This is a genomic window from Nocardioides turkmenicus, from assembly GCF_011045035.1.
GTDB lineage: Bacteria > Actinomycetota > Actinomycetes > Propionibacteriales > Nocardioidaceae > Nocardioides > Nocardioides turkmenicus.
Genome location: NZ_JAALAA010000006.1, coordinates 179,400 through 197,920, shown reverse-complemented (window position 1 = coordinate 197,920; position 18,521 = coordinate 179,400). Strand labels below are relative to the sequence as shown.

The 18,521-nt window shown below is 68.5% G+C and carries 19 protein-coding genes; 6 read left to right on the top strand and 13 right to left on the bottom strand.

Features of this window, described 5'->3' with window-relative positions; genetic code table 11:
- The first annotated feature begins 4 nt into the window (after nucleotides 1–4).
- Nucleotides 5–1,762, top strand: a complete 1,758-nt coding sequence (locus G5C66_RS09235) for a DUF429 domain-containing protein (protein WP_165110661.1) — start codon at nucleotides 5–7, stop codon at nucleotides 1,760–1,762.
- A 3-nt stretch (nucleotides 1,763–1,765) separates the two neighbouring features.
- Here G5C66_RS09235 and G5C66_RS09230 read toward each other — a convergent pair whose 3' ends face one another.
- Nucleotides 1,766–2,542, bottom strand: coding sequence for an NPP1 family protein (locus tag G5C66_RS09230; RefSeq protein WP_165110660.1), 777 nt, complete (start codon nucleotides 2,540–2,542; stop codon nucleotides 1,766–1,768).
- A gap of 133 nt (nucleotides 2,543–2,675) precedes the next feature.
- On the opposite strand from G5C66_RS09230, the gene G5C66_RS09225 reads away from it, so the two are divergent.
- Nucleotides 2,676–3,113, top strand: coding sequence for a TY-Chap domain-containing protein (locus tag G5C66_RS09225; RefSeq protein WP_165110659.1), 438 nt, complete (start codon nucleotides 2,676–2,678; stop codon nucleotides 3,111–3,113).
- Here G5C66_RS09225 and G5C66_RS09220 read toward each other — a convergent pair.
- The 11 genes from G5C66_RS09220 to nrdR all read right to left on the bottom strand — a co-directional run bounded on the left by G5C66_RS09220 (nucleotide 3,107) and on the right by nrdR (nucleotide 12,313).
- Entirely contained in the window at nucleotides 3,107–3,343 is a 237-nt protein-coding gene (locus G5C66_RS09220; protein ID WP_165110658.1) for a hypothetical protein, read from the bottom strand. The two genes, G5C66_RS09225 and G5C66_RS09220, sit on opposite strands and share 7 nt — an antisense overlap.
- Before the next feature lie 207 nt (nucleotides 3,344–3,550).
- The gene (locus G5C66_RS09215) at nucleotides 3,551–3,976 is read right to left on the bottom strand and encodes a hypothetical protein (RefSeq protein WP_165110657.1); all 426 of its coding nucleotides are present in this window, start codon (nucleotides 3,974–3,976) and stop codon (nucleotides 3,551–3,553) included.
- A 2-nt stretch (nucleotides 3,977–3,978) separates the two neighbouring features.
- Complete coding sequence (locus G5C66_RS09210; RefSeq protein WP_165110656.1) at nucleotides 3,979–4,335, bottom strand: hypothetical protein; 357 nt, start codon at nucleotides 4,333–4,335, stop codon at nucleotides 3,979–3,981.
- Between the two features lie 7 nt (nucleotides 4,336–4,342).
- Nucleotides 4,343–5,545: a hypothetical protein gene (locus G5C66_RS09205; protein ID WP_165110655.1), complete on the bottom strand. Its 1,203-nt coding sequence runs from the start codon at nucleotides 5,543–5,545 to the stop codon at nucleotides 4,343–4,345.
- Nucleotides 5,545–5,847 carry a hypothetical protein gene (locus tag G5C66_RS09200; RefSeq protein ID WP_165110654.1) on the bottom strand — a complete coding sequence of 101 codons (303 nt, stop codon included), beginning with the start codon at nucleotides 5,845–5,847 and terminating at the stop codon, nucleotides 5,545–5,547. Before G5C66_RS09200 ends, G5C66_RS09205 begins: the two co-directional genes overlap by 1 nt.
- 171 nt (nucleotides 5,848–6,018) lie before the next feature.
- Nucleotides 6,019–7,161, bottom strand: coding sequence for a hypothetical protein (locus G5C66_RS09195; protein ID WP_165110653.1), 1,143 nt, complete (start codon nucleotides 7,159–7,161; stop codon nucleotides 6,019–6,021).
- Between the two features lie 115 nt (nucleotides 7,162–7,276).
- Nucleotides 7,277–7,723: a YybH family protein gene (locus tag G5C66_RS09190; protein WP_165110652.1), complete on the bottom strand. Its 447-nt coding sequence runs from the start codon at nucleotides 7,721–7,723 to the stop codon at nucleotides 7,277–7,279.
- A gap of 167 nt (nucleotides 7,724–7,890) precedes the next feature.
- Nucleotides 7,891–8,226 (bottom strand): HIT domain-containing protein, encoded by a 336-nt coding sequence (locus tag G5C66_RS09185; protein WP_165110651.1) that lies wholly within the window; start codon nucleotides 8,224–8,226, stop codon nucleotides 7,891–7,893.
- 38 nt (nucleotides 8,227–8,264) lie between these two features.
- A complete protein-coding gene (locus G5C66_RS09180) occupies nucleotides 8,265–8,624 on the bottom strand; it encodes a DUF4440 domain-containing protein (protein WP_206443872.1) in 360 nt (119 codons plus the stop codon).
- 84 nt (nucleotides 8,625–8,708) lie between these two features.
- On the bottom strand, nucleotides 8,709–11,648 hold the full coding sequence (locus G5C66_RS09175; protein WP_165110650.1) for a vitamin B12-dependent ribonucleotide reductase: 2,940 nt from the start codon (nucleotides 11,646–11,648) through the stop codon (nucleotides 8,709–8,711).
- A 164-nt stretch (nucleotides 11,649–11,812) separates the two neighbouring features.
- Nucleotides 11,813–12,313, bottom strand: a complete 501-nt coding sequence (nrdR, locus tag G5C66_RS09170; RefSeq protein WP_045546759.1) for a transcriptional regulator NrdR — start codon at nucleotides 12,311–12,313, stop codon at nucleotides 11,813–11,815.
- A gap of 398 nt (nucleotides 12,314–12,711) precedes the next feature.
- Between nrdR and G5C66_RS09165 the strand changes: the two genes are divergently transcribed.
- Nucleotides 12,712–13,617, top strand: a complete 906-nt coding sequence (locus G5C66_RS09165; RefSeq protein ID WP_165110649.1) for a hypothetical protein — start codon at nucleotides 12,712–12,714, stop codon at nucleotides 13,615–13,617.
- 116 nt (nucleotides 13,618–13,733) lie between these two features.
- On the opposite strand, the gene G5C66_RS09160 is transcribed toward G5C66_RS09165, so the two are convergent.
- A complete protein-coding gene (locus G5C66_RS09160; protein ID WP_165110648.1) occupies nucleotides 13,734–14,126 on the bottom strand; it encodes a LysM peptidoglycan-binding domain-containing protein in 393 nt (130 codons plus the stop codon).
- A gap of 180 nt (nucleotides 14,127–14,306) precedes the next feature.
- Between G5C66_RS09160 and lexA the strand changes: the two genes are divergently transcribed.
- The 3 genes from lexA (at nucleotide 14,307) to G5C66_RS09145 (ending at nucleotide 18,504) form a co-directional block, all read left to right on the top strand.
- Nucleotides 14,307–15,071 carry a transcriptional repressor LexA gene (gene lexA, locus G5C66_RS09155; protein ID WP_241248358.1) on the top strand — a complete coding sequence of 255 codons (765 nt, stop codon included), beginning with the start codon at nucleotides 14,307–14,309 and terminating at the stop codon, nucleotides 15,069–15,071.
- A gap of 88 nt (nucleotides 15,072–15,159) precedes the next feature.
- The gene (locus G5C66_RS09150) at nucleotides 15,160–16,845 is read left to right on the top strand and encodes an alkaline phosphatase D family protein (RefSeq protein WP_165110647.1); all 1,686 of its coding nucleotides are present in this window, start codon (nucleotides 15,160–15,162) and stop codon (nucleotides 16,843–16,845) included.
- Nucleotides 16,846–16,938: 93 nt separating this feature from the next.
- Nucleotides 16,939–18,504 (top strand): MXAN_6640 family putative metalloprotease, encoded by a 1,566-nt coding sequence (locus tag G5C66_RS09145; protein WP_165110646.1) that lies wholly within the window; start codon nucleotides 16,939–16,941, stop codon nucleotides 18,502–18,504.
- Nucleotides 18,505–18,521: the final 17 nt, after the last annotated feature.

Genomic DNA, 18,521 nt, shown 5'->3' with positions numbered 1-18,521 from the left:
GCCCATGTACTTCATCGGAGTCGACCTCGCCTGGGGCGCGCGCAGGCCCACCGGCCTGGCCGTCCTGGACGAGGAGGGCCGCCTCGTCCACGTCTCGGCCGCCCGGACCGACGACGAGATCGTCACCGCCCTCGAGCCGTACGTCGCCGACGAGTGTCTGGCCGCGATCGATGCTCCGCTGATCGTCACCAACCCCACCGGCAACCGGCCGGCCGAGGCGGCGCTCAACAAGGACTTCGCTCGCTTCGACGCGGGTGCGCACCCCACCAACACCAGCAAGCCCGAGTTCGGCGAGCAGCCGCGGGGCGCCCGGATCGCGGCCCGGCTCGGGCTCGACATGAACCCGCGGTCGGGCCGCCGGCGGCGGGCGATCGAGGTCTATCCGCACCCCGCGACGGTCGCCCTCTTCCGCCTGGGCCGGACGCTGAAGTACAAGCACAAGTCGGGACGCGAGATCGACCAGCTCCGCGCCGAGTTGCTCGTGCTGCTCGGCCTGCTCGAGGGGCTCCAGAGCGCCGACCCGTCGCTGCTGCTCGACGACCCGTCCTGGCTCGCCCTCCGCACCGCCGCCGAGAGTGCCGTACGCAAGAGCGAGCTGCGCGCGGTCGAGGACCAGGTCGACGCGGTGCTGTGCGCCTACATCGGCCTGTTCGCGACCCGCGCACCGGACCAGACCACGACGTACGGCGACTTCGCCACCGGCTACATCGTCACGCCGACGCTGCCCGACGACCTCCATCCCACACCGCGCGGGCGAGCCGGCGCGAAGGTCCACGACCCCGGGACCGCGGTCCGTGAGTACGCCGCGATCCAGCCGACGCTGCAGGAGGCCGCCGACCTGTACGTCCAGCTGGTGACGTCGATCCTCGACGAGGCGGGCATCAACTACCTCACCGTGAGCTCCCGCGCGAAGTCGGTCGCGTCGTTCGCGGCGAAGGCGGCTCGCACCGTCGACGGACGGCCCGTCTACACCGACCCGCTCCGCGAGATCACCGACCAGATCGGGCTCCGGGTGATCACGTACGTCCACAGCGACGTCCAGGCCGTCGCCGAGCTCCTCGACGACCAGGTGGTGGTCCTCGACGACCGCGACATGGGCGAGGAGACGGCGAGCGAGGGCCGGTTCGGGTACGCCAGCCGTCACCTGCTGGTCAGCCTCGACCCCGCGCGCGAGGGGCAGGCGGCGTACGAGCTGTTGCGGGGCCGCCAGGCGCAGATCCAGATCCGCACCGTGCTGCAGCACGCCTGGGCCGAGTTCGAGCACGACATCCGCTACAAGGGCACCATCCCCAGCGAGCACGTACCCGACTTCGACCGCCGGTTCACCCTCGCCGCTGGGCTGCTCGAGCTCGCCGACCGTGAGTTCTCCACGATCAGGGACCGCCTGCGGCAGGGCGTGACCGGCGCCAGCACCCAGGCGCTCGACGACGACCCCCGCATCAGTCCCCGTGAGCTGGCGGCCTTCCTCGCCGGGCAGTACGCCGACGCCGGCTGGTCCCGCACCGACCACTACGGCTGGATCTCCGGCGTCATCCTCGAGCTGGGCATCACCTCGCTGACCGAGCTCGGCGACACGCTGCGCTCGGTCGACGAGGACACCCTGATGGCGCGGATGGACTACCGCTACCCGCCGGGTGCCGTGCGGCGGCTCGACGACGCGCTGCTCTGGGTCTACGGCGACGCGTACGTCGAACTGCGCGCCAACGCGCACCGCGAGCCTGCCCTACGCGCCAGGCTCGCGAAGATGCGCGACTCCGACTGAACCTCAGGCGTACGGGTCCAGGGTCACCGCGCTCGGCTTCCCGGCGGCCAGCGTCGCACCGAAGCGGGCATCGGTGAGCTTGAAGGTGGCGGCACCGAAGTCGGCCGCGACCAGCCGGTCGCGGATGCCGGCCGGGTAGTTGTCCCAGCCAACCAGGCCCTTGACCTGCCAGACACCCTCGTGGTTCTCGGGCGGCTCGTCGCCGCCGCCGGTCTTGGGGAAGCGGAAGCAGTGGGTGCTGCCGCCGTCCTTGTGATAGACGGCCTTGGGGTGCGTACCGCCCTCGAACTGCAGCTCCGACTCGGGCTTGATCGCGTAGCTGGAGTGCTGCGAGACCGACATGTAGCGGGCGTGACCGTCCTGCACCCACACGATGATGTGCTCCCAGTCGTGCCGGTGGCCGGCCGAGCCGGGACCCCAGGAGACCTGGTCCTTCTCGAAGTAGTAGCCGTAGAGGTACGCGCACCAGCCGTTGTTGCACTTCGAGCGCGAGTAGACGTTGGTGTTCTGCAGGTCGGAGAGGTCGCGGCACTGGCCGTTGACGGTGCCGCCCATCGCGAGGCCGCCGTTGAGCGTGCCGTCCGGCCCGATCGCCGGGGTGCTGTAACAGCCGTCGGTGTCGAAGTCGAGCGCCGGCTGCCAGGTGCGGTCGGCCTCGGGTGCCGAGGCCGGCAGCGCGGGTGGCGGGGCGGCCCAGGCGGCCGCCGGTACGACGGAGAGGAGTGCGGCGAGCGGAAGGGCGAGGGCGAGCCGGCGCGCGAGGCGTTTCCCGAGAGTCATGTGGGGGTCCTTCGTCGTGGGGGCGGAAGGCAGCGCACCGATGCAACCAGTGCGGCGTCGGGGTGACAACCCCCGGCTGGTGAACGTGGCGGTAACCCGCGGGGCGTGTTCCCGGCCCTGGTTGGATGGACGGATGGACGCGACGCAGTGGCAGCAACGGATCACCTCCGAGCTCGCCGATCTCGGACAGCAGGAGTTCGTGACGATCGGCGAGCCCGAGCCGCCGGCCCCGGAGCCGACGGGCTTCCTCGCCCGGCTCAGGTCGAAGCCTGCCGTCCCGTTTCGTTGGGGTCAGGTGCTGTGTGTCGACGAGGTGCTCTTCGCCGAGTTCGCAGGTACGCAGCACATCGGCGGCACCTGGGAGGCCTCAGCCGAGCAGCACGAGGCGCTTCGCGCGGCCGGCTGGCTGACGCCCGGCGAGACCGACCCGATCGGCCCGGCGCCGTCTCAACCGCACTACTGGCGGACCGTGCCCCAGTCCGAGGCCGGGCTCGTCGCCGACCTGCTCGTCGACGCCTTCCGCATCCTCGGCGCCGACCTCACGACCCTCACGCTCCGCCGGGATCAGTAGGCACCGAGCTGCTCGCACAGCAGCCGGTAGAAGGCGGTGTTGGTGACGGGGGTGAGCCTGTCCTCCAGGGCGAGGTGGAGACCGTCGGGACCGTTGATGCCTGTGAGCTGCCACTCGCCGACCGCGATCGACCACGCGGTGCGGGCGCCGACCTCGGCCAGGACCGTGTCGCGGGCATCCTGGTCCTCGCCCAGCAGCTCGGCCATCCGAGCGGTCGGGAACGGGCGCACCGACCCGGCGGCATCCTTGATCGGGCGGATCTTCAGGGTGCGGACCAGGCTCGGGACCAGGTGGCCGCGCGGGACACCGAGGTGCTGCGTACGGGTGCCGTCGAGGGCGAGCCGGAGATGGATCCCCCGTGGGGTCGACCGTGGCGCGGTGCTCCAGGCGTCCGCCCGGGCCTGCCAGGACCCAGACGACCTCCGTCGCCGCGGCGTTCATGCCGGGCTCCAGGTGGCGGCGGTGGCGTCGATCCGGGCGGCCCAGGTCGCGTAGTCGCTGGTCGGCACGGTGGCGGTGAGGGTGTGGCCGACTCCGTCGATCGCCACGAACCACTGCTCCATGGTCAGCGCGGAGCCGCCAGGTCCGTCGTACATCGCCAGCCGCCGCCCCGCCTCCTGCCCGGCGATCGTGAGCCGCTCGAGATCGATCGGCGTGTAGCCCGGCATCATCTGGGTGAACGCCATCTCCGATCCGACTTGCCAGTCGCGGAACCCGATGTCGCCGTTGGTCTGGGCGGTCACCGTGATGTTGGCGCGGAACGTGCCGTGGGCCGGCGCGAGCGCCAGGAGACGTACGCCGTCGGGTGGGTCGACGCTCTCCCAGCCGTCCGGGAGCGTCAGGGTCGTCTGAGTCTCGGACACGGTCACTTCTTTCCCGCGGAGCGCTTCTTCGGACGCGACTCGCGATACCACTTCGGCTCGAGGAACGACGGGGTGGGCAGGATGACCAGCAACGGGTAGACGACGCAGGTGAGCAGGAAGAGCCCACCGATGATCGTCCATGCGGCGGTCTGCTCCGGCACCAGCCCGAACGCCGTCGAGCCGGTGATCGCCAGCGCGGAGATGCAAGGCAGATGGATGAGCACGACGTCCTCGCCCACACCGCCCCGGTTCCACGCATTCGCCCACGAGCGGGCACGGGCGGAGAGTCCGAGATGTTGCCAGATGCTGACCCCGGCGCCGATGACGCCGGCGGCCAGGATGATTGCGGCCCAGATCATGAAGGTCCTAGTCCCAGAAGGTGATGGCGTCGCCGACATCGGAGGCTACCTCGCCGGCGCCCTCCGCGAAGTCGCTGACCCCGTCGACGACCGCTTCGCCGAGTTCGCCGGCCTCGTCGACGACGAACTCGGCCGCCTTGCCGGCCAGCCCGGAGCCGATCGCACCACCGACCAGACCGCCGACGACACCACCGATGACCGTGCCCGGACCGGGGAAGATGCTGCCGATGGCGGCACCGGCCTGGGCTCCGGCCCAGGCTCCGCCCGCGGCACCCGCGGTCGTGATGGCGGAGGTGCTCACCGTGCGGCTCACCCGCTCGGTCGTCGACAGCGACGGGTCGTCGGCGTCCTTCTGCCACTGCTCCCATGCCGAGCTGCCGGCCGTGACCACCCAGCCGGCACGGGTCGCCCACTTACCCGCGGTCAGCCACTTGCCGCGTACGGCTGCCTTGTTGGCCTTCGCGTGCCAGTTCTTGTCGCTGAGCACCTTCGCCGCGCGCTCGAGCTTGGTCAGGCTCGCGGGGCTGGCGAACCGGCCGTTCACGCGCGGCTGGAACGTCCCGTAGCGGCTCTTCACCATCCAGTCGACGCCGGCGCCGGCTCCCAGACCCGCCAACCCCAGAGCGTACGCACCGATCTGCATGCCGTCGGAGAAGTCCTTCGGCAGCAGGCCCAGGTCTTCGAGGCGGTCCTCGATCCAGCCGTCACCGGTGGACTTCGAGATCGCCTTGCCGAGATCCTCGTGGGCGTTGTCCTCGTCCTTGCGGGCCGCCTCGACCCGGCTGACCAGGTCGTTCCATTTCTCGACCTTGGTGTTGTGGGCGTCGACATCGCTCTCGGAGGCGTCGTCGCCGGGGTCGGTCGGCGGTGAGATCATGGTGCCGCTGACCGTGAGCCCGGCACCGCTGGCCTCGTCGCGGATCGTCGACATCTTGGTCTCGACCGCCTTGAGGTCTCCCGAGAACGTCGACAGGCCCTTGCCCATGGCCTCGATGCGCGACTCGAGCTGGCGCAGGTCGTTCTTGCGCTTCTCCGCCTTCGTCTCGAAGGCAGCGCCCGCCTGCCCCTTCCAGGAGCCGGCGGTCTTGATCGCCTTGCCGAGATCGTCGAGCGCGTCCCCGACGGCGTCCTTGGCGGTCGTGCACGCGTCGGCCGCGGTCTGTACCGCGGCGGCGTCGCCGTAGACCTTGGTGTCCATCGCCTCCGGCATCAGCTGCCCCTCACCCTCTGCTCCTGGCGCCGGCCTGCATCGCCGGCGGCCTCGTCGGACGTGGTCGCGTGGTCGAGCGCGTTCTGCACGCCGTCACCGAGCGAACCGAGACCCTCGGCCATCCCGCCGACCGCCGCCGCCAACGACGCCAGCGCGGTCGCGACCTCGGAGGACGACTCCCCGACGTCCGGGGTCTTCTGCAGCGGCTGCGCCTGCTTGAAGAGGTCACCGCCAGCGGTGTCGAGCGTGTTCTTGATGGACCTGAGATCGTCGGGGTTGACGTGCATGTCGTCGTCGGTCATGCCTTCGTCCTACCCGGTTTCGCCGATTTCAAACACGGACGAAGGTAAAAAGCCCTATAGGGCCAGGCTCGGTGTCCGACGCTGCCTGCGGTGCTGCCATTCCGACCCGCACGTCTCGACTGGCATCAAACTAAGCCAAACCCCCGGTTTGGGCGAGGGCATCGCGAGGTGTCAGGCAGCCTCCTCGTGGTGGTCGACCAGGTCGCGGATGAGGCTCGCCGCCGGCTCGTGCACGAAACCTGCGAATCCGAGGAGCGCGGCCCGGCCCTCAGAGGGCAGACCGGCGCGCAGCGCACTGATCGTCGCCGGGCGGACCAGCCAGGCGGCGAGGCAGGCCGGGTAGTCGGCGGGGTGCGTGAACAGCTCGGTGAGCTCTTCGTCATCCGGGTGATGGAACGCGTGCAGTCCTGCGTCCATGGCGAGGTCTACCAAGGCGTGCGGGATGTCGGTGAGCAGCCCGTAGTCCCGCAGCCCCCGCCGTGTCCAGATCTCGCCCGGGTCCTGGGCACAGGCATCGCGCAGCACCTCGATCCAACGGTCGGGCTCGTCCGCCACTGCGTACGCCACCTCGTCCGGGACCCGCAACGGCGCCGTCTCGAACATCGACCCGCTCTCCAGCGGCACGATCCGCCCGATCGCACACTCGCCGTCCTCGACGAGCATGCCGGCTCCGATGTTGATCGTGCGCACCTGCTCCCCGGTCTCCGGGTCCTCCCACAGCAGGTGTCTCGGCTCCCGCTCCAGAAGTCGTACGCCACGCATCGGCGCCCGCGTCCACTCCCAGATCCGATCGGCGCCGGCGAGGAGATCGCCGGAGGCGTTGTGACGCAGGAACGCCTCGAGCCCGCCGAGCTCGTAGAGGAACGTCTGGCGATAGACCCAGTCGCGATCCATGATCTGGATCCGGTCGTCCTCCCGATCGCGATGAGGATCGGGGCCGCCGCGCACGTCCATCGCGACCTGAATGGCCTTGGACATCCTCCACTTGTTGCGCGGCTGGGTCCCCTGCATCGCCTGGGAGACGATCCATCGCGAGTGAGCCCATCTCGGCATCTCGGGACCGAGCAGCCGCATCTGCTCGAGCCGCTCGATCCGCAGCGGATGCCAGAACTGCTCGCCGTCGAGCTGGTTGCCGGCCCGGTGGATGATCTCCAACGCTGCCTTCACATCCCCGCGAGCCTCGGCATCGATCACCGCGAACATCGCCGGCCAGTACGGACTGTCGACGACCTTCTCGGCGAACGACCGCCGCCGCGGATCCCCGAACCTGTTGCCTGGTCGGGGCGAGCCTTCGCGCTTCTTTCGTTTGGACATGTGACCAGCAGACCCCCGATGCGCGCACCCCGCCACCCCGATCGACGCGCCTGTGGATAACTCGATCCCGATGCCTGCCTGTGGATGGTGATCGGCCCACTGACCTCACATCTGCCTAGCGCCGTCCGACCAGGCCTCGCACATAGCTCTTGGCGAGCCCGGGCGGGTCGAACGGGATCGAGATGTGCTCGTGGGTGATCGTCCACGTGTCGTTCGATCGCTGCAGGCACACCGTCTCCCGCACCCAGATCGACGACAGAGGAGCAGCAAGCCCCTTCCGCTCGCCGGAATCCACATGCAGCATGTTCGCGAACGCGACGTCCTCGCTGGCCACGATGCTCAGGTCGTGTGTCTCCAGGCCGATCGGCCCCTTGTAGCCGTCGAACCACCGTAGGAAGTTCTGACGCAACTCCTCGGTGCCGACGAATCGCAGTGGTGGAACAGCGTCGTAGTAGACGACATCCGGTGAATAGAACGAAAGGAGCCGGTCGATGTCCTTCGAACGCTGGGCATCGGTACGCCGCGCCAAGAACTTCCTGATCTCAGCTTCGGTGGTCGTCATCGCATTCCTCCTCGATCCGGGCACGAGGTCTCCGTCCCTCTGCGGCTGTCGACGTCGCTACGTCTGGATCCGGCCCGTCTGGTCGTCTCCGGTACCAGGACGTCGACGACGCTGCGGTTGTGACATTCGGACCTCCTGAGGTCACCGGTGTCACCGCGAGCAGGGCCTCACCTCTGGTCTCGACGCCCGCCGCTGTGGACATGGACGTGCAGGTGCTTGGAGTCCTGGTAGGCACCGAGATTCGTGAGCACCGCTGCGGCACCGTGCTCGAGCTCAATGTTCCTCGCGACGGCCTGGACGACACCGAGCAACCGACGTACGTCGTCCTCGTCGTCGGCCCCAACGGTCGTCAGCGACCCGATGTGGCGCTTCGGCACCACCACGATGTGAACCTCCCAGAACGGGCGCGTGTGATGGAACGCGAGCACGTGCTCGTCCTCATGCACCACATGCAGGCGCTCGGGGTGCGGGATCGCGACGTCGCAGTAGAAGTCAGTACCCACATACGGGACGTCGGTCCGCCTTAGTTCATCCGGCGGCCCTAGGCCCATCCGACCGGCGTTCCTTGATGGTGCACCAAGCGCCAGCCCTCGGGACGACGTTGCCACAGAGAGGTTCGATTGACGCGACACTCATCGCGGACGGACTGCCATCGGAGGATGATCACGCCGTCCGCGATCACGCGCCCTGTGAGTCCGTGCACCTCGATGTCGGACATGTCCTCGTCCTCGCCCGCGAGCATCTCGAGAATCGACGTGATGTCCCACTGGCGGCCTGAAGCACCGATCTCCTCGAAGTCTGGAGCCAAGAGCTCCACGAGCCGACTCGGATCAGCGCGAACCGACGCAGTCTGCAGCTCGCGTTCGAGCGCCATTACATCGGCCAGTTCGGTATCCCTCACGTGCCGCAGGCTATCCACGTCCCCGAAATGAGTCCGGTCCCGCGCCCTCACTCGGGCACGGGACCGGACTCAGTCACTCAGAGATCAGCTGCAACCGGAGGTCGAGCCGCAGCCCTCGCAGACGTAGCAGGAGCCGGCGGGGCGCATCTTGGTGCCGCAGGTGAAGCAGAGCGGGCTGTCGATGGCCATGCCGCTGATCGACTCGAGCAGCTCGGCGGTGGTGTGGGCGGCCTTGGGGGCCTCCGACGCGGCAGCGGCCTCAGCCGGAGCCTCGGCGGGCGCCTCGTCCTTGACGTCGGCCTCGACGACCTCGGTCTTCGCCTCGACCTTGCGCTCCGGAGCCGGCTTCTCGACGAGCTCGGCGGCGGTGGTGCCGTTGCCGAGCTGCTCGTAGGAGCCGGTCTCGAGGTAGCGCTGACGCTCCTCGGCGGAGTAGATGCCGAGCGCCGCGCGGTCCTCGAAGGACATGTAGTCCAGCGCCAGCCGGCGGAAGACGTAGTCCATGAGCGACTGCGCCATGCGTACGTCCGGGTCGTCGGTCAGACCGGCGGGCTCGAACTTCAGGTTGGTGAACTTGGAGACGTACGTCTCGAGCGGGACGCCGTACTGAAGGCCGACGGACACCGCGATGGAGAAGGCGTCCATGACACCGGCCAGGGTCGAGCCCTGCTTGCCCAGCTTGAGGAAGACCTCACCGAGCTCACCGTCGGCGTGCGCACCGGAGGTCATGTAGCCCTCGGCGCCACCGACCGTGAAGGAGGTGGTGCGCGAGACGCGGGACTTCGGCAGGCGCTTGCGGGTCGGCGCGTAGACGATCTTCTCGATGATCTTCTCGACGACCTCGGGCTCGACCTCGGCGGCGGGAGCCTCCGCAGCAGCGGTGGAGAGGCCCTGGTCCTTCTTGGCGTTCTCCGACTTGCCGTCGGCCAGCGGCTGGCCGACCTTGCAGTTGTCTCGGTAGATCGCGGTGGCCTTCAGGCCCAGCTTCCACGACTCCATGTAGACCTGCTCGATGTCCTCGACGGTCGCGGACTCGGGGAGGTTGACGGTCTTGGAGATCGCGCCGGAGAGGAACGGCTGGGTCGCCGCCATCATGCGTACGTGGCCCATCGGCTGCAGCGCGCGCTTGCCCATCGCGGTGTCGAAGACCTCGTAGTGCTCCTGGCGCAGGCCGGGGGCGTCGACGACGTGGCCGTGCTCGGCGATGTAGGCGACGATCGCCTCGATCTGCTCGGCCTGGTAGCCCAGCTTCTTCAGGGCCCGCGGGATCACCTGGTTGACGATCTGCATCGAGCCGCCACCGACGAGCTTCTTGAACTTGACCAGCGAGAAGTCGGGCTCGATGCCGGTGGTGTCGCAGTCCATCATGAAGCCGATGGTGCCGGTGGGCGCGAGCAGCGAGGCCTGGGCGTTGCGGAAACCGTTGACCTTGCCGATCTCGACGACGTCGCTCCACACCTTCGTCGCCGCGTCGATGATGTTGCGGTCGACCGGGTTGATCGAGCGGACCGCGTCGTTGGCGGCCTGGTGCTTGCGCATGACCCGCTGGTGAGCCTCGGCGTTGCGGGCGTAGCCGGCGTACGGGCCGACGACGCCGGCCAGCTCGGCCGAGCGCTTGTAGCCGGCACCGGTCATCAGCGAGGTGATGGCGGCGGCCATCGTGCGGCCACCCTCGGAGTCGTAGCCGAGACCCATCGCCATCAGCAGGGCGCCGAGGTTGGCGTACCCGATACCGAGCTGGCGGTAGTCGCGGGTGGTCTCGCCGATGGCCTCGGTCGGGAAGTCGGCGAAGCAGATGGAGATGTCCATCGCGGTGAAGACGATCTCGCAGGCCTGCTGGAAGCGCACGGCGTCGAAGGTGTCGTCGTCCTTGAGGAACTTCAGCAGGTTGAGCGACGCCAGGTTGCAGGAGGAGTTGTCCAGCGACATGTACTCCGAGCACGGGTTGGAGCCGGTGATGCGGCCCGTCTCCGGGTTGGTGTGCCAGTCGTTGATGGTGTCGTCGTACTGCAGACCCGGGTCGGCACACTCCCACGCGGCGACCGAGATCTTGCGGAACAGCTCCCGGGCGTCGATCTCCTCGATGACCTCACCGGTCGTACGCGCCCGGAGGCCGAACTTCTTGCCCTCCTCGACCGCGCGCATGAACTCGTCGGAGACGCGCACCGAGTTGTTGGCGTTCTGGTACTGCACGGACGAGATGTCCTTGCCGCCCAGGTCCATGTCGAAGCCGGCGTCGCGCAGCGCGCGGATCTTGTCCTCCTCGCGCGCCTTGGTCTCGACGAACTCCTCGATGTCGGGGTGGTCGACGTCGAGCACGACCATCTTCGCCGCGCGGCGGGTGGCGCCACCGGACTTGATGGTGCCCGCGGACGCGTCGGCGCCGCGCATGAAGGAGACCGGGCCGGAGGCGGTGCCACCGGAGGACTTCAGCAGCTCCTTGGAGGAGCGGATGCGGGAGAGGTTGAGGCCGGCACCGGAGCCGCCCTTGAAGATCAGGCCCTCCTCCTTGTACCAGTTCAGGATCGAGTCCATGGAGTCGTCGACCGAGAGGATGAAGCAGGCCGAGACCTGCTGGGGGGACTCGGTGCCGACGTTGAACCAGACCGGCGAGTTGAAGGCGAAGTGCTGGTTGACCAGCAGCCAGGTGAGCTCGCGGCCGAAGAGGTCGGCGTCGGCCTCGGAGGCGAAGTAGCCGTTCTCCTTGCCGGAGGCGACGTAGGTGTTCACGACGCGGTCGATGAGCTGCTTGAGGCTCTGCTCACGCTTGTCGGTGCCGAGGGCACCGCGGAAGTACTTGGTCGTCACGATCGTCGAGGCGTTGATCGACCAGAAGTCGGGGAACTCCACTCCGGTCTGCTCGAAGACGGTCTCGCCGGTCTTCCAGTTCTTCTGGACGACGTCGCGTCGCTCCCAGGTGATCTCGTCGTAGGGGTGGACGCCCTCGGTGCTGAAGATCCGCTCGATCTTCAGCCCGGCGCCCGCCTTCGCCGATGCCTGTGCCTCTGCTGCCGTGTCTGTCATTTCGTTCCCCCTGTTGTCATCGATCGCTGTGCCGTACTGCTGGTCGGTGCTGATGGTGGAGTCCTTGCTCTGTCTATCTGTTTCGCTGGATGGCCCGGACAGGTCGCTTCCCCACGGCCTGCCCGGGCCGGTCTGTGTGCCATCTCGTATTCATGGCCGTGGGATCAGTCGGTGCCCACCGGGGCCTCGACCGGATGCTCTGCCTCGAAGTCCTGGACTTCCCGTTCCGTACGCAGCATCTGGATCTCACGCTCGAAGTCGTCGGCCGAGCCGAAGGCCCGGTAGACGCTGGCGAAGCGCAGGTAGGCCACCTCGTCGAGCTCGCGCAGCGGCGCGAGGATCGCCAGCCCCACCTCGTGGCTGGGAACCTCGGCCAACCCCTGGCTCCGCAACGCCTGCTCGACCTCCTGGCCGAGGCAGGCGAGCTGGTCCTCGGTGACCGGGCGGCCCTTGCACGCCTTGCGTACGCCGTGCACCGCCTTGTCGCGGCTGAACGGCTCCGCTGCGCCGGAGCGCTTGGCCACCATCAGCTGCATCTGCTCGACGGTCGTGAACCGCTTCCCACATTCCTGGCAGACCCGGCGTCGCCGGATCTGGCCACCGTCCTCGGCCACACGGGAGTCGAGCACCTTGGTGTCGCTGTGTCGGCAGAACGGACAGTGCACGGTCGAGCCCCTCTCGTGAAGCCTTGTGGATCCAGGCCGTCTCAGCGGCGACCCGAGCCTGTGGAACCTGTGGAATTGAGCGTGAGTCCCTGTGGAACAACACCCCCATCGCTGTGGGCCATCCACGCGTTCATGTGAACTAGATGTGGATAACTACAGCGGTGTAACTACTAGATGTAGTGGTAACCGTACGCCCGCCCCCCAGCCGATGCAAGCGAGGGTCGCGTTTCCCCGCGTGTCCGGCGTGTCGCCGACCAAACACCGAAAGATTCCGGTTCAGCGGCGCCCGACTGGGCCGGATGGGTAAGAATGACCCCGTGACAAACATCTCCGGAGGAAATCGCGTCGGGTCGCGGAGAGGCACGCGCCCCAGAAGCGGTCCCCGGCCACCGTTCATCTTGCCTGCGATCGCGACACTGGCATTCCTCGTCATCTGGGGAGTGCTCGTGTGGGTCGCCGTCGGTTTCGGGGCCGACGCACGAGGAGGCGATTCCGGCGCCTGGGCGAAGCTGGCCATCGCGGCCGTCGTCGCCGTCGCCTGCCTCTTCCTGACCTTCACCTTCGCCGGGAGGGCATGGCAGGCCCTCTCCGGCTCCCCCACCCCGCCGCCCGCCGACGACTACACCGGAAGCCACTCCAACGCCTACGTGGAGGAGCAGGACTACCCGGACCAGCCCTACGGCGACCAGATGTACTCCGAGCAGGCCTATCCGGAGCAGGACTACTACGGCACCGGCTCCTACGGCTACGAGGACACCGGCTCCTACGGCCGGCACAGCTCCGACACCGGCAGCCAGGCTCCCTACGGCGACACCGGCAGCCGCTCGGCCTACACCGACACCGGCTCCCAGTCGCCCTACGGCTACCCGAGCAGCGCCTCGGACTTCGGCAGCACCGGAAGCCGATCGGCCTACGGCGCCCCGACCTACCAGCCGCCGACCCAGGCGCCGCAGACCCCTCCGCCCTACTACACGAGCCCGCCGACCCCGGCTTCCACCCCGACGCCGGCGAGCCCCCAGACGTACGGCACGCCGGGCTATGGCACGGACAGCTACCCGACCCAGCAGGCCGGTTCGTCGCAGTACCAGTCCGGCGCCTACCAGGCCCCGACCGGATACGGCCAGACCGGTTCGCGGGCTCGGCTGACCCAGGACCCTGCGGCGACCCAGGCGATGCCCACTCAGCGGCAGCCGCAGGACCCGCCCGCCGCCCAGCCGGACGACGAGTGGCCTCCCCGGCACAGCTCCCGCAACAAGCAGTGGCCGCCGCCCGAGCCGGAGACCCCCTACCGCGGCCGTCACTGACGCCCACCGACGACAGCGAGAGTGCTGCAGACGCTTCCCATCGTCTGCAGCACTCTCACTTTCCCCGGTTGCCGGCTGCCAGGGTCGAAGGAGCAGCCGGACATCTGTGTGGCGCGTTACGGCGCGGTCGGGATGATCAGGGTCTGGCCGGCCACGAGCATGGAGGACTCGAGGCTGTTGAGCTCCTTGATCGTCTGCTCCATCTCCCGAATCGAAGCGTCAGTGCCGGCGACGGCCTTCGCGGAGATGTCCCAGAGCGTGTCGCCATCGCCGACGACCATCGTGTGGGCGGCGGGGGCAGGGCCACGAAATCGAGCACCGTTGTCGGCACCGTTCTCCACCGCGAAGGCCACCCGGGCCCCGATGAGCGCGATCCCGAAGAGCACGACGAGCGCGAACGCGAACACCACGATCCGTCCGCGGCGGGTGAGTCGCACGGTCGAGCGCCGCTGCTCCCGCACCGGGCGGGGCGGTTCGGCGACAGGCAGCACATAGACGGTTGCACTCATCACAGCCTCCAGTTCACAAGTCTCTCGATCACGTGTTCGATCGAGCACATGTTCGAAGGTAGATCACGTGTTCGAACAACGCAAGTAGCGACCCCAAGAATTTTCGAACGCCGACACGCACCCTTCACGAGATCGAACAGATGTTTGATGTGGTGGGGCCAGAGGGACTAATGTGATGACATGACCACGCAGAAGACAGGCACCGGATCAGGCGGTTCGAAGAGCCGCGTCCGCGAGCTGCCCGACGGGCCGCCGGACGCGACCGGGCTCACGCCACGTCAGCAGCGCATCCTCGCTCACCTGCGCGACAGCATCGAGCAACGCGGCTACCCGCCCAGCATGCGTGAGATCGGCGCCGCGGTCGGACTGACCAGCACGAGCAGCGTCGCCCACCAGCTGCGTGCGCTGGAGCAGCGTGGTCTGATCCGCAAGGACCCGAAGCGGCCCCGTGCGCTCGAGGTCTTCCTCCCCGAGGTGATGGCCCACCGCAAGGCCATGTCCGGCGAGGAGCCCGACACGGCGATCACCGCCGAGGCCGTCGTCAACCCCAACCCCGACGCCACCATGGTTCCCTTGGTCGGCCGGATCGCCGCCGGTGGTCCGATCCTGGCCGAGGAGACCTCGAGCCAGCAGAGCGTCGAGGACGTCTTCCCGCTGCCCAAGCAGCTGGTCGGCAACGGTGACCTCTTCCTGCTCTCCGTCTCCGGTGACTCGATGGTCGACGCCGCCATCTGCGACGGCGACTTCGTGGTCGTGCGCCAGCAGCCGACCGCGGAGAACGGCGAGATCGTGGCCGCGCTGATCGACGGCGAGGCGACCGTCAAGACGCTCTCCCGCAAGGACGGCAAGGTCTGGCTGCTGCCGCACAACGCGGCGTACGAGCCGATCGACGGCACCCACGCGACGATCCTCGGCAAGGTGACCGCAGTTCTGCGCAGCCTCTGAGTCCGGCCCGGGGACCAGCCCGGGAACACTGCGTGAAATCCAGCCGCCGGCCCATGACAGGGCCGGCGGCTGCGTCGTTCCATACAGCGTGACCCACAGCAGCCCGACCCAGACGCAGATCGATCGCCGCACCCTCATCGTCGCCGGACTGGCCGCCTCCGCAGGAGCAGGAGTCGTGGCACTCCCCGCCCCGGCCGAGGCAACCGGCTCGACGCTGAACCACTTCCAGCACGGCGTCGCCTCCGGCGACCCGCTCCCCGACCGGGTGGTCATCTGGACCCGGGTCACGCCCACCGCCGAGGCGACACCGGGCTCCGGGCTGGGCGAGGAGGTCCTGGTCCGCTGGGAGATGTCGCCCACCGCCGACTTCAGCCGCATCACCGCGAAGGGCTCGCAGCAGACCGGCCCCGACCGGGACCACACCGTGAAGCTCGACGTCACCGGCCTCTCCCCCGAGACCTGGTACTTCTACCGCTTCGCCTACAACGGCCAGACCAGCCGCGTCGGCCGCACCCGCACCGCTCCCGCCGCCGACGCGACCCCGGACAACGTACGTTTCGGGGTGGTGTCCTGCTCCAACCTCCAGGCCGGCTGGTTCGCCTCCTACCGCCACCTCGCCGCCCGGGACGACCTGCACGCGATCCTCCACCTGGGCGACTACCTCTACGAGTACGCCCCCGGTGAGTACGGCAACGGCATGAACAACGACGACGTCCGCTCCCACGAGCCGGTCACCGAGATGCGCACGCTGGCCGACTACCGGATCCGGCACGCGCAGTACAAGCGCGACTCCGACCTCTCCGACGCCCACGCCCACGTGCCCTGGATCGTCACCTGGGACGACCACGAGTCGGCCAACGACGCCTGGCTGCTCGGCGCGGAGAACAACGAGCCGGGCGAGTACGACTGGATCGAGCGCAAGACCAACGCCAACCAGGCCTACGACGAGTGGATGCCCCTGCGCGTCAGCGGCACGGCCACCATCGAGACCGACGGCCACCTCCACGACCGGATCTACCGGCGCCTGAGGTTCGGCACCCTGCTCGAGTTGAGCATGCTCGACCTGCGCTCCTACCGTTCCGAGCAGGTCGCCCCCACCGAGCCGGCCAAGGTCGACGACCCCGACCGCACGATCACCGGCGACGAGCAGATGGAGTGGCTCAAGGAAGGCCTGCTCACCGACGCCCAGTGGAAGATCGTCGGCAACCCGGTGATGATCGCGCCGGTCACCTTCGCCGCGCTCCCGAAGAGCCTCATCAGCCCGGTCAACGACGTCACCGGCCTGCTCCCCGACAACGGCATCGCCTACAACGTCGACCAGTGGGACGGCTACACCGCGGACCGCACCGAGCTCTTCGAGCACATCCGCAACAACGCGATCACGGACACCGTCTTCGTCACCGGCGACATCCACTCGGCGTGGGCCTGCGACCTGCCGTACGACTCCGCCGTCTACCCGCTCGGCAAGACGGCCGGCGTCGAGTTCGTCGCCACCTCGGTGACCTCGAACAACCTCAAGGACATCCTCGGCGCCCCGCGGCGCACGGTCAGCGTGACCGTCGAGAACATCATCAGGACCGCCAATCGCCACGTTCGCTACCTCAACTTCGACGACCACGGCTTCTCCGTGCTCGACGTGACCCGCAACCGCGCGCAGATGGACTGGTACGTCATCGGCGAGCGCCGCGACGCCGGCACGCCGGCCACCTGGACCAGGTCGTACGCCACCGCAACCGGAAGCAACCGGCTCCATCACGTCACGGAGCCGGTCTAGGCCCGTCCAGGCCAACTAGGCCGTGTCCCCCGGACACAGCGGGCCGGTGCGCTTAGACTGCCCTGGTCTGCCTTCCCCAACGTCTGGTATCTCATGCGAAACATTGCCCGCCGGATCACCCGCACCCAACGCTCGTTCGTCCTGATCGCAGGCATGGTCGTGGCCACCTTCGCCGCCACCATGCCCGCAACCGGCTCGACCCCGGCGAGCTCGGTGAGCTCGATGAGGACCGGCGGCGACACCAGCATCGAGCAGCCGGTGACGGAGAAGGCGGCCAGGAAGGCGCTCGCCGAGGCCAAGAAGATCAAGCGCAACCAGTCGGTGCGCGGCGTCCGGCAGTTCGTGCCGGGTCGGCACGTCGCCGGCCGGCCGGACGCGACCATCGCGCTGACCGACCTGTGGAACGCCAAGGACGCCCTGGACGGCTCCAACAAGGCCGCCGCACGTGAGCTGCTCGCCCGTCCGCGGGCCGCGACCCAGACCTGCAGCGACGTGGTCTGCGTCCACTACACGCCGGGCAAGGGCGGCGACAAGGCCTCGGTGACGTACGCGACCCAGGTGCGTGACGTGGTCACCAAGGTGCACAACATCTACGTGAAGGCGGGCTACCGCAAGCCGGCGGCCGACAAGACGGTCACCCCGGGCAAGGTCGACATCTACCTGGAGAACCTCTACGACGAGGGCTACTACGGCTACTGCGCGCCGGAGACGAAGGTCTCCAAGACCGCTGCGACGGCCTACTGCGTCCTGGACAACGACTACGCCAGCAGCGAGTACGGCACGGTCAACACGCCCACCGAGAACCTCCGCGTCACCGCCGCCCACGAGTACTTCCACGCCGTGCAGTTCGCCTACGACGCCGGCGAGGACCGCTGGATGATGGAGTCGACCGCGACCTGGGTCGAGGACGAGGTCTACGACAGCATCAACGACAACCGGCAGTACCTGGCCTACGGTCAGCTCGAGGACCAGCGCAAGCCGCTGGACAACTCCAGCGCCTCCAACCTCGGCATCTACGGCAACTGGATCTTCTTCCGCTACCTCTCCGAGCGCTTCGCCCGGGAGCGCGGCGACCTGCCCGAGGTGGTCCTCAGCGTCTGGAACCGCGCCCCCTCGACCTACTCCACGACCGCCATCCGTCAGGCGCTCGCCGCGCGCGGCACCACCCTGAAGCTGCAGTACACCCGCTTCGCCGCCGCCAACCTGGCCCCCTCGAAGACCTACAGCGAGGGTGGCGCCTACTACCCGCCGGTCTACGACGGCCGCACCGCGCTGCCGGCCAAGCGACAGACGGTCGACGGCCAGTTCACCCTCAAGCACCTCACCTACGCCTCCCAGCGCCTGGTCCCGAAGAACGTCGGTCGGGGCTGGAAGCTCCGGGTGAAGGTCGACGTGGCCCGCCCCAGCGCCAACGCCGCCGTGGTCAGCGTCTTCCGCACCGACGGCACCCGCGGCGTCTACTACCTCAAGCCCAACAGCCAGGGCATCGCCACCAAGACCATCGAGGGCTTCTCCTCGAAGCGGATCCGCAAGGTCGAGGTCACCTTCGCCAACGCGAGCAGCAACTTCAAGTGCGGCCAGGGCACCGCGTACTCCTGCCACGGCATCGCCTCGCCCGATAAGGCCACCCACCGCTGGTGGGCCAAGACCTACCGCTGACCCAGACAACGCCGAGT

What these genes read in the sequence shown, in the direction of transcription:
- G5C66_RS09235 (WP_165110661.1), top strand. Translation starts at nt 5, where the DNA reads ATGTACTTCATCGGAGTCGACCTCGCCTGGGGCGCGCGCAGGCCCACC.
- G5C66_RS09230 (WP_165110660.1), bottom strand. Translation starts at nt 2,542, where the DNA reads ATGACTCTCGGGAAACGCCTCGCGCGCCGGCTCGCCCTCGCCCTTCCG.
- G5C66_RS09225 (WP_165110659.1), top strand. Translation starts at nt 2,676, where the DNA reads ATGGACGCGACGCAGTGGCAGCAACGGATCACCTCCGAGCTCGCCGAT.
- G5C66_RS09210 (WP_165110656.1), bottom strand. Translation starts at nt 4,335, where the DNA reads ATGATCTGGGCCGCAATCATCCTGGCCGCCGGCGTCATCGGCGCCGGG.
- G5C66_RS09205 (WP_165110655.1), bottom strand. Translation starts at nt 5,545, where the DNA reads ATGCCGGAGGCGATGGACACCAAGGTCTACGGCGACGCCGCCGCGGTA.
- G5C66_RS09200 (WP_165110654.1), bottom strand. Translation starts at nt 5,847, where the DNA reads ATGACCGACGACGACATGCACGTCAACCCCGACGATCTCAGGTCCATC.
- G5C66_RS09195 (WP_165110653.1), bottom strand. Translation starts at nt 7,161, where the DNA reads ATGTCCAAACGAAAGAAGCGCGAAGGCTCGCCCCGACCAGGCAACAGG.
- G5C66_RS09190 (WP_165110652.1), bottom strand. Translation starts at nt 7,723, where the DNA reads ATGACGACCACCGAAGCTGAGATCAGGAAGTTCTTGGCGCGGCGTACC.
- G5C66_RS09175 (WP_165110650.1), bottom strand. Translation starts at nt 11,648, where the DNA reads ATGACAGACACGGCAGCAGAGGCACAGGCATCGGCGAAGGCGGGCGCC.
- G5C66_RS09160 (WP_165110648.1), bottom strand. Translation starts at nt 14,126, where the DNA reads ATGAGTGCAACCGTCTATGTGCTGCCTGTCGCCGAACCGCCCCGCCCG.
- lexA (WP_241248358.1), top strand. Translation starts at nt 14,307, where the DNA reads ATGACCACGCAGAAGACAGGCACCGGATCAGGCGGTTCGAAGAGCCGC.
- G5C66_RS09145 (WP_165110646.1), top strand. Translation starts at nt 16,939, where the DNA reads ATGCGAAACATTGCCCGCCGGATCACCCGCACCCAACGCTCGTTCGTC.